General features: G+C 47.3%; 12 protein-coding genes. 8 read left to right on the top strand and 4 right to left on the bottom strand.

Annotation, left to right across the window (positions count from 1 at the left end; genetic code table 11):
* The first annotated feature begins 230 nt into the window (after nucleotides 1-230).
* Together E6W40_RS27305 and E6W40_RS27295 are read left to right on the top strand one after the other, a co-directional pair.
* Nucleotides 231-1,351, top strand: a protein-coding gene (locus E6W40_RS27305) for an IS3 family transposase (RefSeq protein ID WP_136603897.1) whose coding sequence is annotated in 2 segments (ribosomal slippage) — nucleotides 231-480 and nucleotides 480-1,351 — 1,122 coding nt in all. Because the reading frame shifts where the segments join, the coding sequence is not laid out codon by codon here.
* 812 nt (nucleotides 1,352-2,163) lie between these two features.
* Complete coding sequence (locus E6W40_RS27295; RefSeq protein WP_136608729.1) at nucleotides 2,164-2,517, top strand: DUF3139 domain-containing protein; 354 nt, start codon at nucleotides 2,164-2,166, stop codon at nucleotides 2,515-2,517.
* Between the two features lie 252 nt (nucleotides 2,518-2,769).
* On the opposite strand, the gene E6W40_RS27290 is transcribed toward E6W40_RS27295, so the two are convergent.
* Nucleotides 2,770-2,961 carry a hypothetical protein gene (locus E6W40_RS27290; protein ID WP_136608728.1) on the bottom strand — a complete coding sequence of 64 codons (192 nt, stop codon included), beginning with the start codon at nucleotides 2,959-2,961 and terminating at the stop codon, nucleotides 2,770-2,772.
* A 352-nt stretch (nucleotides 2,962-3,313) separates the two neighbouring features.
* Between E6W40_RS27290 and E6W40_RS27285 the strand changes: the two genes are divergently transcribed.
* From E6W40_RS27285 to E6W40_RS27270, 4 genes are all read left to right on the top strand, one after another.
* The gene (locus E6W40_RS27285) at nucleotides 3,314-4,498 is read left to right on the top strand and encodes an alanyl-tRNA editing protein (protein WP_136608727.1); all 1,185 of its coding nucleotides are present in this window, start codon (nucleotides 3,314-3,316) and stop codon (nucleotides 4,496-4,498) included.
* A 280-nt stretch (nucleotides 4,499-4,778) separates the two neighbouring features.
* Nucleotides 4,779-5,825: an 8-oxo-dGTP diphosphatase MutT gene (mutT, locus tag E6W40_RS27280; protein WP_246073215.1), complete on the top strand. Its 1,047-nt coding sequence runs from the start codon at nucleotides 4,779-4,781 to the stop codon at nucleotides 5,823-5,825.
* A gap of 74 nt (nucleotides 5,826-5,899) precedes the next feature.
* Nucleotides 5,900-6,076: a nucleoside triphosphate pyrophosphohydrolase family protein gene (locus tag E6W40_RS29850; RefSeq protein WP_211147094.1), complete on the top strand. Its 177-nt coding sequence runs from the start codon at nucleotides 5,900-5,902 to the stop codon at nucleotides 6,074-6,076.
* A 63-nt stretch (nucleotides 6,077-6,139) separates the two neighbouring features.
* Nucleotides 6,140-6,973: a GNAT family N-acetyltransferase gene (locus E6W40_RS27270; RefSeq protein ID WP_136608726.1), complete on the top strand. Its 834-nt coding sequence runs from the start codon at nucleotides 6,140-6,142 to the stop codon at nucleotides 6,971-6,973.
* A gap of 810 nt (nucleotides 6,974-7,783) precedes the next feature.
* Here the strand turns inward: E6W40_RS27270 and E6W40_RS27265 are convergent.
* Nucleotides 7,784-9,124: a uracil-xanthine permease family protein gene (locus E6W40_RS27265; protein ID WP_211147093.1), complete on the bottom strand. Its 1,341-nt coding sequence runs from the start codon at nucleotides 9,122-9,124 to the stop codon at nucleotides 7,784-7,786.
* A 57-nt stretch (nucleotides 9,125-9,181) separates the two neighbouring features.
* Nucleotides 9,182-10,546: a guanine deaminase gene (guaD, locus tag E6W40_RS27260; RefSeq protein WP_136608724.1), complete on the bottom strand. Its 1,365-nt coding sequence runs from the start codon at nucleotides 10,544-10,546 to the stop codon at nucleotides 9,182-9,184.
* A gap of 602 nt (nucleotides 10,547-11,148) precedes the next feature.
* On the opposite strand from guaD, the gene E6W40_RS27255 reads away from it, so the two are divergent.
* Both E6W40_RS27255 and E6W40_RS27250 read left to right on the top strand, forming a co-directional pair.
* Nucleotides 11,149-12,228 (top strand): Gfo/Idh/MocA family protein, encoded by a 1,080-nt coding sequence (locus E6W40_RS27255; RefSeq protein WP_136608933.1) that lies wholly within the window; start codon nucleotides 11,149-11,151, stop codon nucleotides 12,226-12,228.
* Nucleotides 12,225-13,070 (top strand): Gfo/Idh/MocA family oxidoreductase, encoded by an 846-nt coding sequence (locus tag E6W40_RS27250; RefSeq protein ID WP_136608723.1) that lies wholly within the window; start codon nucleotides 12,225-12,227, stop codon nucleotides 13,068-13,070. Before E6W40_RS27255 ends, E6W40_RS27250 begins: the two co-directional genes overlap by 4 nt.
* Nucleotides 13,071-13,672: 602 nt before the next feature.
* On the opposite strand, the gene E6W40_RS27245 is transcribed toward E6W40_RS27250, so the two are convergent.
* Nucleotides 13,673-14,869, bottom strand: a complete 1,197-nt coding sequence (locus E6W40_RS27245) for an acyltransferase family protein (RefSeq protein WP_136608722.1) — start codon at nucleotides 14,867-14,869, stop codon at nucleotides 13,673-13,675.
* Between the last annotated feature and the right edge of the window lie 59 nt (nucleotides 14,870-14,928).

Here is a 14,928-nt window from a genome sequence, read left to right as displayed (position 1 = left end):
CAATTCATAAATTAAAAGGTTATGGTTTATTTTGAAAAATAAAGAAATTTTATGAGAGAATAGGTAAAAAGAGGATTGCAAATAGATCCTCAATCTCAAAGGTAGGGTGTCTATTCGTCTGAAATATACTTACTTGTTGCCGTGGATACTGGATCGTCTACACTTAGTTGGACAGAAAAAATAAGGGCTTGTAGAATAAACCTATCATCATTAAGGAGCGGAACTCTACAATGCCAAAACAAGAACGACGTACCTTTACCTCAGCATTCAAAAAGCAACTGGTGGAACTCTATGAAAATGGGAAATCCAGAGCAGCCATTGTGGAGGAATATGATCTCACAGCCTCTGCTTTAGACCGCTGGATCAAACAAGCTCAGACAACGGGCTCCTTCAAGGAGAAGGACAATCGCTCGTCAGAAGAAAACGAGTTAATTGCATTACGAAAAGAGAACCAACGTCTGAAAATGGAGGTGGATATTTTAAAGCAAGCCGCGCTGATCATGGGACGAAAGTAGCTATCATCCAGAACAACCTCGATAAATACTCGGTATCAGCAATGTGCGACGTCCTGCAAATCGCAAGAAGTACGTTTTACTATGACGCGAAAGAACAACCGAACGAAGACGATATAACCGAAGCGATTCTTGAGATATTCCACAACAATCGAAAAGCTTACGGTACACGAAAGATCAAGGTCAAGCTCCAAGAACGCGGATTCGTCGTTTCCAGACGTAGAATTGGGCGGATTATGAAAGAGCAAGGGCTAGTTTCCACCTACACTGTGGCTCAATATAAGCCCCATAAAACCGCTTCTAATGAAGCAACGACAGGGAATGTTCTGGACCGTGAGTTCGAGCAGGAGGAAGCAAAGCGCTTCGTTGTCAGCGATCTGACTTATGTGAAGGTTCAGAACCGATGGCATTACATATGTGTGCTGCTCGACTTGTTCAATCGAGAGATCATTGGCCATAGTGCAGGTACGAATAAAGACGCTGCTCTGATTTCCCGCGCTTTTGCGAACGTCCAGGGAGATTTACGTCAGATTCAGTGGTTTCATACGGACCGCGGCAGCGAGTTTAAAAATCAAAAGATAGACGAGCTTCTGGGGACGTTTGAGATCGGCAGATCTCTAAGTGCGAAAGGCTGTCCATACGATAACGCTGTAGCCGAAGCTACCTACAAAATCATGAAAACAGAGTTCGTGAACCAGATGAACTTCCAAAGTCTTCGTCATCTGGAACTGGAATTATACGATTACGTTAATTGGTTCAACAAGCATCGTATTCATGGGACATTAGGTTATATGACTCCTGTTCAGTATCGCCAAGAAGCCCTTAAAAAAGTTGTCTGATTTACTGTTGACAATCCATACACACCATTCAACTCGGGAGGGCCAATTAAAAAGCCCTAGAGTTCGTTGTCTTCCAAAGTGGCTTGCCCGGAATGAACAGAGCTTAAGCGAGATTTATCTATAACCAAGGATCGAAGGCATTTGATTTGCTTAATAAAATCGACGGTTAGAAGGGCCCAGTTTTTTAGGGCCCTTTTTTAATCTACTTCCACCAAATACACTCCCGATTCCGCCTCCCACCACGATTTTCCCACATCCACCGCAAATATTGCGCACCCCATCAAAAATTGCGCACCCCATCAAAAATTGTTGCTTGCCCGGAATTCAAGGCTCGGCATATCATGAGTCATGCGGAAGCAGGCCTGCAAGTTCCGTCAGACCATCAGGGAAGGGAAGATCATGAGAGCCATCCGTCAGCCGAATCAGCGAAAATCTTTTCGAGTGCGTGACAATCTCCAGTTGTACTTAATTATGCTTCCCGTTCTGCTTCACATTTTGATTTTAGCTATATTTCGATGTACGGAATTCTGATCACTTTTCAGAATTACTTCCCGGGCAAACCGTTTTTTTTCCTTCACGGAACGGATTGGGTAGGTTTCCAGCATTTCATCGACTATTTTAACGGCCCATATTTCGGGCTATTGATGCGCAATACGTTTTTGCGCAGCTTTCATTTTCTGGTGTTTGGATTCTGGGCCACCTTACACCAACATAAATTATCCACAACAGCATAGGTATGGTCTAGCAATAGAAGTCGTTTATGGTAAATGGGATAACGGGCTGCTGCTGCCGAACGTAGAAAGGAGAATTCCATGTTGAAAAAGAAACTTATCGTTACTGTGATCAGTGTGGTATGCATCGGAGGATATTTAGAGTATTGGGGATATTCGAAGGCTCATGAATATCAATTACCTATTTCTGATCTTGAGAAAGAAGTTATTGCTCATCTAAAAGAGGAGTATCCGAAAGCTTCTATTAAAGAGGTCGAAAGTGGATATTCTACAAAAGGAAAAGAATATTATATAAATATTATTTATAGCGATGAACCTAATGTTAGATATTCTTATACAAAGGAAAATAATAAAATAAAACTTTGGGGAACTACAAATTCTAAGGGGAAGTATATGGATGAACCTTCTGGGAATAGTAATAAACTTTTATCTTAAGTATCGAGTGAGTTGACGGTTATGCTGACAAGTACGAATACGAATGACTTCTAGCAGAGGACTTGGGGAGCGTTCAAGCATCTTAAGCGTCCCTCCAATTTAGAAAGACGTTTTTTTTTCGTTCTCTGACTGTAAGATTGATCGACACGGTATTAGCTTAAACATTCTAGAAATCACTTATTTTTTCAATCTTTAACACCTTAATCAATTTAGGATCATAAACATCATGGATGGTATCTCTACTTTCCAGTGTTATTCTAACGTGATCATCAACCTATATTCCTTGATATTATCTACATTCACACAAGTATCATTTATACAGATTTCTTTATTATCTGTACTAATTTTATTTATATTTCCATCAACTGTAAAAACATTATATTTTTTATTACACCCAGCAATATAAACACTAAAAATCAATATTATCAGTAATAGTTTTTTCATGTTCATAGCCCCCTAATCTTTTTTAACTAATGTTTAAAATATAGGATAATATAAATATATTACATAATTACGTGAATCAAGTGATCCGTGCTGTTCGATTCTTGTGGGGTTGCAACCAAATTGACAGAATCAGCCTAAAATGGGGTCTATCTAGCTGGTCATATCATCGACATCTGGAGTTAATTATTCATATTGGGAAGTAAAACCTATTAGATATTAACCCGTTGTTCAAACCGTGCTGTTCGCATCAGTGACAGGCGGTTTTTTTATTCAGGGATTTGGCGCTTCGCGACCGTTTTATAGTAAGCTGAGATTAAAGTAAATTTATCCTGGGAACAGTGAGGACATGAAGATGACGAAGAAGATATATTACGAATCGGCTTATATCCGGGAGTGGGAGACACGAATCACACGCAAACTGGAGCGAGAGGACGGAAATTATTTGGTCATGGAGGAGACGGCCTTTTATCCGCATGGCGGAGGGCAGCCCTGTGACTTGGGGTGGATTGATAAAATCCCGGTTCTGGATGTCGTACAGGAGGAAGGGGAGATCCTGCATAAAGTCGAGCATTTTCCCGAGAAGGAAGAGGTCGGCTGCCGCTTGGATTGGGGGAGAAGGTTCGACCATATGCAGCATCACAGCGGACAGCATCTGCTATCGGCCGTGTGTCTGAAGGCATGCCAGGCGGAGACGCTCAGTTTTCACCTGGGTGAGGATTACGCCACCATTGATATCGCCCGGTCTGATCTGCCACTGCATGAACTGATGATGCTGGAGCTCGAAGTCAATGATCAGATTTACCTTAACCGCAAGGTAACGAATTATTTTGTGAGCCGGGAGCAGGCGGCCTTGCTACCGCTGGTGAAGCAGCCGAAGGTAACCGAAGATATCCGGATCGTCGAGATCGAAGGGATCGAATATAATGCATGCGGCGGGACGCATGTCTCCGCAACGGGTGAGATCGGTATGATCAAGCTGCTGAGAGCGGAGAAGCAGAAAGGGCATACGCGTATCTATTTTAAATGCGGCTATCGTGCACTCAGAGAATTTAATGCCGGCATGGAGATTCTCGGCAGCTTGTCTGCGAGGTTCAATACCGCAAAGGAAGAAATTCCGGATCGGATTGCGAAATGGGATCAGGAGCAAAAGCAGCTCCAGGCTGAATTGAATGCCGTGAAGGTGGAGAATGACGCATATCTGGCTGAAAAGCTGTTGGCAGACCGTCAGGGCAGCCTGATCAAGCACATATTTGCGGACAAGCCGCTGAAGGATATGCAAAACTTGGCGGCCAAACTCACCGACCAAGCTGACGTTATCGTGCTTTTCGTAACCGGCGCGGATCATAAGGTACTTCTCGTCAGAGGAGGAGAAATCGAACTCTCTTGCGGTGCGTTCTTCAAGCAGCATCTGAATGATTATCGCGGTAAAGGCGGAGGCAGTGACAAGATGGCGCAGGCCGGTTTTGCTAACGGTGAGGATGCCATGGCGTTTTACCATTTTACGGCGCAGACATTATCGTCGCTTGAAGAGGCATAAACGGTACGCTGCGGAGAATGTAAAAAGCGCCCATGGTGGGTGCTTTTTTTTTGGTTTTATGGGAATTAGAGATAGAGCCCATAAGATGCTGAAGAGGCACGGAATATTAATTTTGCATGGTCCTTATCGTGTTGTAGTTGAAAATGCGGCACTTCCTTTTTATGTGGGATGATCAACGCACTTATGATTTTGCTCTGCAGTTTTACTCTTCCCTCATTTAAATGTGCTAATCTATTGTTATCGATTTACCTATAGAGCTAATCACAGGAGGGTTCCCCTTTTGATCCAAGTAGCCGCAGCCATTATCGAAAACGAACATGGACAGTTGTTAATCGCCAGAAAAAAGGCGGGAAAGCCTCAGGCCGGACGATGGGAATTTCCCGGAGGCAAGCTTGAGCAAGGCGAAACTCCAGCGGAATGCCTGAAGCGCGAGCTGCTTGAGGAGATGCAAATCGCCATTGAGCCTTACGCGTACTTCGGAACCAATGATCATCGCTATGGGGTGAAGCATATCCGGTTAATCGCATACAGGGCGCGGTTCATCAGCGGCACGATGAAGCTGACAGATCATGACGAAGTCCGTTGGGTGAAGCGGGATGAGCTTGGCGAATATATTTTCGCGCCGGCGGACGTTGCATTCGTTAGCATTTTAATTGAAGAGGATGAACTTCCAAGTCCAAGGCCTGATTCCGATCTTACCGAGACCGCGGTTATCAAAACCATTCTCCGTCAGTCCTACGACAATCAGGCAGAACTCAGAAATTCATCCAGTCTGGAAGGCTGGAAGGTAGAAGAACGCGACCAAGTGCTGAATGCATTCCAGACGAATGAGGTTCGAACCGTTTTGGAAGTCGGAGCCGGACCAGGGCGGGATAGTTTGTTTTTTCAGGAGCATGGCTTCGATATGACGACCGTCGATTTGTCCGAAGAGATGGTTCGTTTATGCAGGCAAAAGGGGCTGCGCGCACGGATGATGGATTTTTATGATTTGGATTTTGCGGATCGCTCATTTGACGCGGTATATGCCATGAACTGCTTGCTGCATGTGCCGAAAGTGCAGCTGCCGGATGTCCTCACGGAAATCAAGAGTGTATTGAAGCCGGGCGGGTTGTTCTACTTAGGGCTGTATGGCGGAATGGAATCGGACGGGATTTGGGAGCAGGATGCTTATGAGCCGAAGCGTTATTTTGCTATGTATCCTGATGAGGAGATACGCATGAAGATCCAAGGTTATTTTCGGATCGAGGATTTCCATACACGCGACATGGGCGAAGGAGCCCCTCATTTTCAATCGATGCTGTTGAGAAAAGAGGACGAGTTGGCTTGAAGCATCCACTCAAACCATAACGTGAAAAATACCTTTACAACAGGACCTACGAATGCGAGAGGAGAAAAAACACCATGCCGGTATACAACAAGCTTGTGCGAGACTTGATTCCGGACATCATTGCAGCGCAGGGCAAACAGTATTCAACCACGACGTTGGACGCGGTAGCCTATGCTGTGGAACTGAGAAAAAAGCTATGGCAATGTTTTGGTTTTCTGACGACAAGGCTAATCCAATATGTGGTATGGTGATAGTAACCTAATGTCCTGTTAAAATAACTGAGAATATGGATGCGGACAGCCAAAGGAGAATAAATGTTAACGACACAACAATTAAAAGATATTGAAAAATTGCAAAAAGAGTGTGAAATTCATGATCATCTACAACTAAAGCTTAACTGGGAAATGCTTAGAGCGCGGGAATCTGACCACCTGGATTTTCTCCATTATGAACATGGCGAGCTTGTAGCGTTTTTAGGTTTGTATGCATTTGGTTCTGAAGTCGAAGTGTGCGGAATGGTAAAACCAAGTGCACGAAGACAAGGGCATTTTCGCAGATTATTCCAACAAGGAATGGAAAGAGTAGAGCAAGACGGATACCGGAAGGTTTTGTTGAACGCGCCTGCGGGATCCGATGCGGCAAAAGCTTTTTTAAGTAAGCAAGGTGCTGAGTATGCATTCACAGAGCATCAAATGGAGTGGCAAGAAAAATCCCTTGAAGATACGGATGATATTCATTTGAGGCACGCAACATTAGATGATTACGAAATGCGCGTACGATTATCCGTTGCGGCGTTCGGAATGAACGAAGAAGACGCTAGAGCTATAGAAAGCATGGTCTCCGCGGACCACACGGATATGTTCATGATTGATGTGAGCGAAGGTACGGTAGGGAAAATTCGAGTGAGCCGAGAAGAGGGGCAAGCGTGGATTTATGGATTTTCCATTTTGCCAGAATATCAAGGCAGAGGAATAGGCAGAAAAGTGTTACGCCGAGTCATTAAAGAGCAAAGCATGGCGGGATATTCGGTACACTTAGAAGTCGAAACGAAAAACGACCACGCTCTAGGTTTGTATGAATCGGTTGGATTTAAAACCGTGCATTCACAAGATTACTATAGATGGATGAACTCGGCAGACTTGGTTTAACCGTTCTCCCAGTATCCAGCCAAAGTCAACACCGCCGCCCCCCGAGCCTTCAAACCGGGGAGCTGGCTTAAAACCTGGAGTTTTTGGAGGGTATCCTAAGCTACATCCACCTACTCTCGGAGCTTTTTTATCCCCGATGGTAGATATGAAGCTTGAGGGGAACCTGGATTAAAACCGGTAGTGGTGCTCAAAGAGATCGAATGCCAGGTTGAATCCTAATTGATGCCTTCCAAACTCCCTCTAGGGAGACCACTTTGTGTATTAAAAGGCTTATGCTTAACATAATGCTGATTTTCGGATAAAAAAAGAAAACCGTCCAGCAAAAGGACGGTTGATCAGGTTATTGTACCCTTAGCTTAAAGACGTGCGTGCTTGGTAAAAATTGTCCCAGGACAGATATATACATAAAATGGTTAATACGAAAAAGATAACTGAAAGTCGAGGATTTCTACGGAATTTGATGCCATTTGAAGAGAAAAAAATTGCCGCAGCAAATTTTGCCGCGCTTTGGTAATATCCATTATCCGAAAAAAACGAATTACTAAATACGATCGCAACGAGCAAAGTTGAAAAAATAAGAATTTTAAACCACAGAGGTTCTCTTAAGAATTGTTTATACATAAATTTAATCCCCTGCAATAAAATCTCCCCCCAATTCCGTCTTATTTCCATATAATAACATATGAAAATACAAAAGAGAGCCTTTATCTTGTATCACAGTATTCCAACGATCCTGCCCGTTCAGTAAGAAAAAGCTGTACGTTGAAGTTTGATGTTCGTGTCTGTCACTTAATTGCCTCGCTTTTACAACTACTTCACACTTGGCAGCAATTTATTCAATAGGATAGCTGCAATCGAAGCGGCCAGGATCGGCGAGCCCAATAGATACTGCACGAAAGTAGGCAAAGAATGCAGGAAGTCTTGAGGGATCATCACTAAAGCTAAGGTTATGATCATCGGGATCGCAATAATATACATTTCTTTTTCGCCGATTTTTACGTTTTTCATCACCTGTATGCCGTTGATCGCGATGATGCCGCAGACGATGGTGAAGACGCCGCCGATAACGGCTGTTGGAATCGATGAGATTAATGCGGCTAATTTACCCGAGCAGCCAAAGAGAACAAACCATCCTCCTACGGCAAGGAAAACGCGGCGGCTCGCAATTCCTGTGATGGAAATGATGCCGGCATTAGTGGAGTAACCCGTAACAGGCGTTGAACCGAGCAAAGAAGCAATCAGACAGCTAATGCCTTCCCCGATCACGCCCCGGTTCAGGTTTTTATCCGTTAACGGTTTATCGATCACGTTGCTGACGGCAAACCACGTACCTGTGGTTTCAGCGAGCAGTACGAAATAAATAATGATCATGGTAATGATCGCTGAAAAGTTGAACGAAAAGCCAAAATCGGCAAAAGGGAGATGCGGCATGCTAAACCACTTGGCATTTTTAACAGCAGAGAAATCCAGCACGCCCATAAAATTGGCAGAAATACATCCGACAACGAGCGCGACCATAACCGATATAATTCGGAATATGGATCCCTTATTGCGAAGCAAAGAACCCAGGAGCACGAAAAGTATGAGTACAGCACCTGAGATCAGGGCCAGTAACACGTTTTGATTGATCGTAGCATCCGCGGCTCCATAAATATTGTCTCTGATGGCCACAGGCAGTAATGAAAGACCCACAATGAATATGATCGTACCGCCAACAATCGGTGGGATAAATATGTTAACGATTTTATTGAAAATACCGGTATAGCCCAAAATAATAACTAAGATCGCGCCAACTAAGCTGGCACCTAATACGGAATTCCAACCTAATTGCCCACCGCCGCTAGCCGCATAAATACTGACGATCGCACCAAGCGGAACATAGGAAGGACCTTGGGCGACAGGCAGCTTCATGCAGAAATAAGTTTGTACAATCGTTGCAAGCCCAGCCGCAATAAAAGTTGCTTGAATCAACGCGGTTGACTGGCCGGTTGATAAACCGATTAACATCGCAATAAGGAAAGGTACGACATAAACGTCCATGGCAATAACATGCTGTAAGCCTAGGATGACGGATTTACCAAACGAGATTTTTTCATCTGGCAAAACGGTTAAATGCTGAGCGTGAGCTTGCTGGCCTGTTTGGGTTTCCACTCCGTTGTACACCTCGAACTTTCTATTTTTGTAAGATAGACATTTCTCTGATATTTCTTAACGGGAATGAACCTTTTCGCCTTGTACCCAGACCTCGCGGATATGCTCAGGCCGAGTCAGATACATGATTTTCTGGAAAATGTCATGTGAATCCTCATTCTCATTAAAGATTGGCAATTTGGCGGATGGCAGCTTGGTATCGATGATTTGTACATCCCATGCATAGTTTTCTTGAATGCGGCCGATGGGTAAGCTCAAACTTTCGCCGCCGCCGGCCGTCGCAAGATAGAAAGCTTCGTCAACCGTAATGCGTGAGCCCGGTACGCCGCGATCTTGAGCAGGAAGGGCAGGATTAACGCCATCCTCCAGCATTCTTGAAGATATGACGGCTTGTCTGATGTTATCAAAAAGACTAGGCGAAAAGCCTCCTGAAATATCCGATCCGAGGCCAATCTCCACACCTTTGGCATGAAAATGAGCTACAGGGATGACGCTATTGGCAAAATAGGCGTTGGATATTGGACAGTGGGCAATAGCCGTTCCTTTCTCGGCAAATAAATCTGCGTCATCATCATTCAGGAAATTGCAATGCGCCATGACAGACTTTTCACGCAATAGCCCAAAATCATGCAGGGCAAAAGCATCGTTCTTATGGAATCGGTCTTGTACATAACCATGCGCCCAATCGCTTTCGCTGCAGTGCGATTGAACATAAGTGTCATATTTATTTGCCAGCTCTCCCAAGCCTTTCAATGCATCATCTGTACAGCTCGGAATGAATCTGGGTGTCACGACGGGATAAACACCTTGTTTAGTTGATTGGGCCAATTGTTGTACAGCAAGAATGAATTCTTCCGTATCCGCCAGTGCCGTCCGGGTGTCAGCGTCTCGGTAGTTCTCCGGGTTTTGCTCCGGATCATCCATGACCACTTTCCCGACGAGTCCACGCTGGCCTTTTTTGGCACATATTTCGGCTAACAATAAACTGGCTTCTTTATGTACGGTTGCAAAATAAAGTGCTGTCGTTGTTCCGTTGGCGAGCAGGGTGCTGACCAAATCATCGTAGACCTCTTGTGCAAAATCGAGATCCGAGAATTTGGATTCAAGCGGAAAGGTATACGTGTTCAGCCAATCATAGAGCGGAATGTCTAACGCTGTTCCGGATTGGGCCCATTGCGGCGCATGAACATGCAAATCGACAAACCCGGGTAATAGATACTGACCTTCATCTAGAGCGTGATAGTTGTCTTGACCTTGATAAGCATCCAGTAAAGGTTGATAGTCGGAATCCACTGGGGTTACGACTTTTTCTATTCGTCCTTCATGATTGATGCAGAACAGATGGTCTTTTAATATTTGAATTTCTTGGGAGGATTTGCTGGAAAATGCAGTGCCTCGGAATAATTGCATATATTTATTCATAAGTACCATCCTAATGTTCGTTTTTTAAATATACTTTTGTTATTATATTCGCTGCAAAATGATAAGTCTACAGCTAAATACGAATGATCATGTTGTATCACGGTAACATTGCAGATTCGTACAGAGCAGATGCAGACGAGTACGGAGAGGGATGGGGCGTTTTCAGCAGCATTCATCGATCCGGAGTTGAAACTGGACCGAAGATCGGATTTGCTCCGGTAGATGGAGCCGATCACATGACTTAAGCCGTTGCGCTCCCTTCTGATGGCCAATAGGGAAGTGACCTCAGCTGCGTGGGAATAAGCCACATGCTTGTTGCATAATTTTAATACATTACAAGGGGATATCGCCGATCCGTTCCGCAAACAGGCAGCAAGCAGCTTTTGGAAACGGATACGATAATCCTATTTTCACATACGATATTGAAGTCAACTAAAACGCTTGCATGATATCATATCACTAGTTGGCCGTAACGATTGACGAATGAAATGCTGTCGGCCGGGAGAGCGATGGCAAATTTTTCGGGAATAACGTTTCGGTCAAAATACTTAATGCCATCCGGAGCTGCATGTCCGGGTGCCGATCATCGGAGGGAAGAAACTATGGCTAAAACGATTGTAGCTGTGATTGGCTGCGGAACCATTGCCAACAATGCGCATATCCCGGCTTACATGGCTAATGAGGACGCTGAGATCAAGTATTTCTGCGACATTCGCAAGGAGCGGGCCGAGAAGGCGGTCTTGGAGTATGGCTGCGGTACGGCGGTGGAGGATTACCGGGTTATTATGGAGGATCCGGACGTGGTGGCGGTATCGGTATGCACGCCGAACAATGTTCATGCTCAGATCGCCATCGATTGTATGCGCGCGGGCAAGCATGTGCTGTGCGAGAAGCCGGCGGCCAGAACGTACAAGGAAGCGCTGGAGATGCAGAAGGTGCAGCATGAAACCGGCCAAACGCTGAATATCGGCGTCGTCAACCGCTTCAATAAAGGCGTCAACATCATCAAGCAGATGATCGAAAATGGTGAACTTGGCGAGCTGTACCATGTCGTGGTCAGCTTCCGTGCGCATCGCTCGATCCCCGGGCTCGGCGGAGACTTTACGACCAAAGCGGTTGCCGGCGGCGGGGCGCTCATTGACTGGGGCGTGCATTACCTCGATATCGTAATGTACTGTACAGGCGATCCGCGGCCTAGAACGGTAACGGGACAGGCGTACTCCAAGCTGGGCCAGGATCTGCGGAACTACGCGTACCTGAGTATGTGGGCGGGGCCGCCGAATTACGAAGGAAGCTATGACGTCGACGACTTCGTGACGGCGATGATCCGGACCGAAGGACCGTCGATTTCGGTCAACGGCGCCTGGGCACAAAACATTGGCGTGGAAGAAACGTACATCGATTTCCTCGGGGACAAGGCGGGTATCCGTCTCCAATACGGCAAGGAATTCACGCTCTATTCGGCAAAGCACGGCGCATTGATCGAAAGCACGCCTAGCTATCCGAAGACCAACGCGTTCCAGGAGGAGATCGATGGCTTTATCGCGGGCATTCATTCGGGTGAAAAGCTGCCGTCGCACATCGATACCGTGATCCTGACTGCGCAAATGATCGAGGCGATCTATCAATCCTCCGACGAAGGCCGCGAGGTATCCCTGGTGGAAGCGGGAGCGCAGGTATGAAGAAAATCGGCTTTATCGACTACTTTCTCGACGAATGGCATGCCAATCAATACCCGGGATGGATCAGAGAAGCCTCGGGCGGGACGATGGAGGTCGCATTTGCGCATGCGATCAAGGACAAGGAGCATGGGCTGACCAACCGGGAATGGTGCGTAAAGCATGGCGTGACATGGTGCGAAACGATGGAAGAAGTGATCGCCCAAAGCGATTATTTGATCGTGCTGTCACCAGACAATCCGGAGCAGCATGAGGCCCTTGCGGAGCTGCCGCTCGCTTCAGGAAAGCCGACTTACATTGATAAGACGTTTGCCCCGGACCGGGCAGCGGCATTACGTTTGTTCGAGCGGGCCGCGCAGTATGACACGCCGCTGTATTCCTCATCCGCTCTGCGTTATGCCGAGGAATACGGGGATGTCGAGCGCGCTGGGATTCAAGTGATCTCGAGCTTCGGACCGGGCCGATTCGAGAACTACTCGATCCACCAGATTGAGCCGGTCGTCGCGCTCATGGGCACGGACGCGAAGCGCGTCATGTTCGTAGGCACGGAGACTGCGCCGGCGCTGCTGATCGAGTTCGCGGGCGGCCGCCAGGCCACGATCCAGCAGCCGGGCCCCGGCTGTCCGTTCATGATGGCCGTCAACTACGAAGCGGGCGCCTGCCGCGTCGTGCAGCCAGCATCGGATTATTTCCGGAGCTTCATCCGGGATCTGGTGACGTTCTTCGAAACGGGCCGCGCAAGCGTGCCGCCTGCCGAGACGATCGCTATTATGTCGATCATCGAAAACGGACTTATCGCCGCCAAGCAGCCGTATCACTGGATCGATCTGCCGGAGAGCCGGTAAGCGGCAAGAACTGAAAAAGCAGCCATTTTCGGAGAACGGGAATGGCTGCTTTGCGTTGCTTTCTATCATAGGCTGGCAGTCGATAACCAAGCTGACTGACTTGCAGATGCGGTGCTTTAGAGGCTCTTGTCGGGCCCCTCTGTAGGTGCGTAAGCTGTTCCGCAGCTAATTGCAATCTCCAAGGAGACTCGTTGACAGCGCATGGCGGCGCTGAAACGAGTCTTTGGAGATTTTTTGCATTGGGACGGGGTTGTTGGTGATTGATCATGATCACGAGCTAAGGGGCAGCGCCTGGCAAAGCGATTATGGATCTAAACTGGGAGAGGGTTTGCGTAATGCCAAAAGAAGCGGAGGGGACGGAATCGATCTGAAGAAGCGCAGCGGTGGCCTAAAAGCTTTCCGCAGGAAAGCTAGCTTCGGAAGCAAGTGCTTTGTCTCGGAATTTCTACCTTAGAAAATATAATCAAAGAAATTCGGAGACAACAGCGATCGGAAGAACGATCCGTACCCGCAGCGGCCGCCTTGCACATAGTCAGGGATTTAAGATTCTTGTTTCCGTCAGGGCCCCCTTCCGTCAGTTTTTTTTTGGTAGTAGTCATGCCTTATACCCCCTTCGACTTTTCAACAGGCACACTCCCGGATTTTTTCCGGCCGATCCGATCCAAGACCCGCCTGCTCCAAGGTCCGAGTACCGCCAGCGTGGGCGCGTCGACGAACCGATTGAAAAAATGAGCTACTGCAAAGATCAAAGGAGTTGTTAGGATAACGGTGAGGGCTGTGCTTAGGCCGTAAGGGAACAGGAGGTGGAATTGATAGAACAGATAGGAGCCCAGCGAGCAGATGATCGTGAAGTGAACCAGGTATAGGGAGAAGGATATGCGACCGAGGTAGAGGAAGGGCCGCCTGCCGAACAGCGATTTAAGCCGGGGCGAGATTAAGAGCGCCGTCAAAGTTAGACATGCGCCCACCGTGTGGTAGAACACGAAGAACGAAAAGGTGGACGAGCCCCTCCATACCAGGATGGAGTAGATCGTATTTTCGGTGCCCACGTAAGGGAAAGAGCCGAGATACAGCCCGGCGCCCAGAAGCAGGGGAGTAGTCCAAGGCGGAAGAAATGCCGTCAGCCGGTCACGGCCGCTGTACATCAGGTCGCTGAGGACCATACCGAGCACAAATCCGAGATAGTAGGAATCCGCGAGCAGCGCCGCGAGCACGGCGTAACCGAGGATCCGCAGCTTGAATCGTCCCAAGGTCAACAGAAACCCGAAGATGAGGAAGGAGCCCAGCAGCTCATAGGTCATGGTCCATAACACGGGATTGTAAGCGGAACCATAAGTGAAGAAGGTGTGGTACAAGGCCTCCTGAATCATGACGAGAACGTGGGAGCTGGCCGTGAACGGATCGGGCATCGAGGATTGGGTCGCCTGGCGGATATCGTCAAAGAATCCCCATCCCAGCCGCATGACCGCGAAAGCGAGGCAGACCGACAGCGTGGCCGGAATGGCAAGCCGGAAGAACCTGCGCAGCGCGGAGGCGTAGATATGCATCTTGTCCTTCGTGCGAAAGTAGCGCCAGCTGAGCACATATCCGCTTAATACGAAGAATACGCACACCGAGAAGTTGCCGTTGAACAACAGGTTCAGCGGCGTCCGCGCGGCGAAGCCTTCGAAGGGAAAGTGGACGATCTCCGGTTTTCCCTCGAAGACGGACGGCGCGAATACCTGAAAAAAGTGGGAGACCACGACCACGCAGGCCGCCAGTCCTCTGAAACCATCCAAATAAGCGATTTTAGTCTTCATGCAAGTGCAGTCCTCCCTCGATTTTTGAATTCATTCTAGGTGATCCGGAAGGGGAAAGA

The organism is Paenibacillus dokdonensis (assembly GCF_004916975.1).
Classification (GTDB): domain Bacteria; phylum Bacillota; class Bacilli; order Paenibacillales; family Paenibacillaceae; genus Paenibacillus_AQ; species Paenibacillus_AQ dokdonensis.
The sequence above is the reverse complement of the archived record's forward strand: the minus strand, read 5'-3'. Positions and strand labels throughout refer to the sequence as shown.

Bases quoted from the DNA above. Each gene is read 5' to 3' on its own strand.
- E6W40_RS27295 (WP_136608729.1), top strand. From the start codon at position 2,164: ATGTTGAAAAAGAAACTTATCGTTACTGTGATCAGTGTGGTATGCATC.
- E6W40_RS27290 (WP_136608728.1), bottom strand. From the start codon at position 2,961: ATGAAAAAACTATTACTGATAATATTGATTTTTAGTGTTTATATTGCT.
- E6W40_RS27285 (WP_136608727.1), top strand. From the start codon at position 3,314: ATGACGAAGAAGATATATTACGAATCGGCTTATATCCGGGAGTGGGAG.
- E6W40_RS29850 (WP_211147094.1), top strand. From the start codon at position 5,900: ATGCCGGTATACAACAAGCTTGTGCGAGACTTGATTCCGGACATCATT.
- E6W40_RS27270 (WP_136608726.1), top strand. From the start codon at position 6,140: ATGTTAACGACACAACAATTAAAAGATATTGAAAAATTGCAAAAAGAG.
- guaD (WP_136608724.1), bottom strand. From the start codon at position 10,546: ATGAATAAATATATGCAATTATTCCGAGGCACTGCATTTTCCAGCAAA.
- E6W40_RS27255 (WP_136608933.1), top strand. From the start codon at position 11,149: ATGGCTAAAACGATTGTAGCTGTGATTGGCTGCGGAACCATTGCCAAC.
- E6W40_RS27250 (WP_136608723.1), top strand. From the start codon at position 12,225: ATGAAGAAAATCGGCTTTATCGACTACTTTCTCGACGAATGGCATGCC.
- E6W40_RS27245 (WP_136608722.1), bottom strand. From the start codon at position 14,869: ATGAAGACTAAAATCGCTTATTTGGATGGTTTCAGAGGACTGGCGGCC.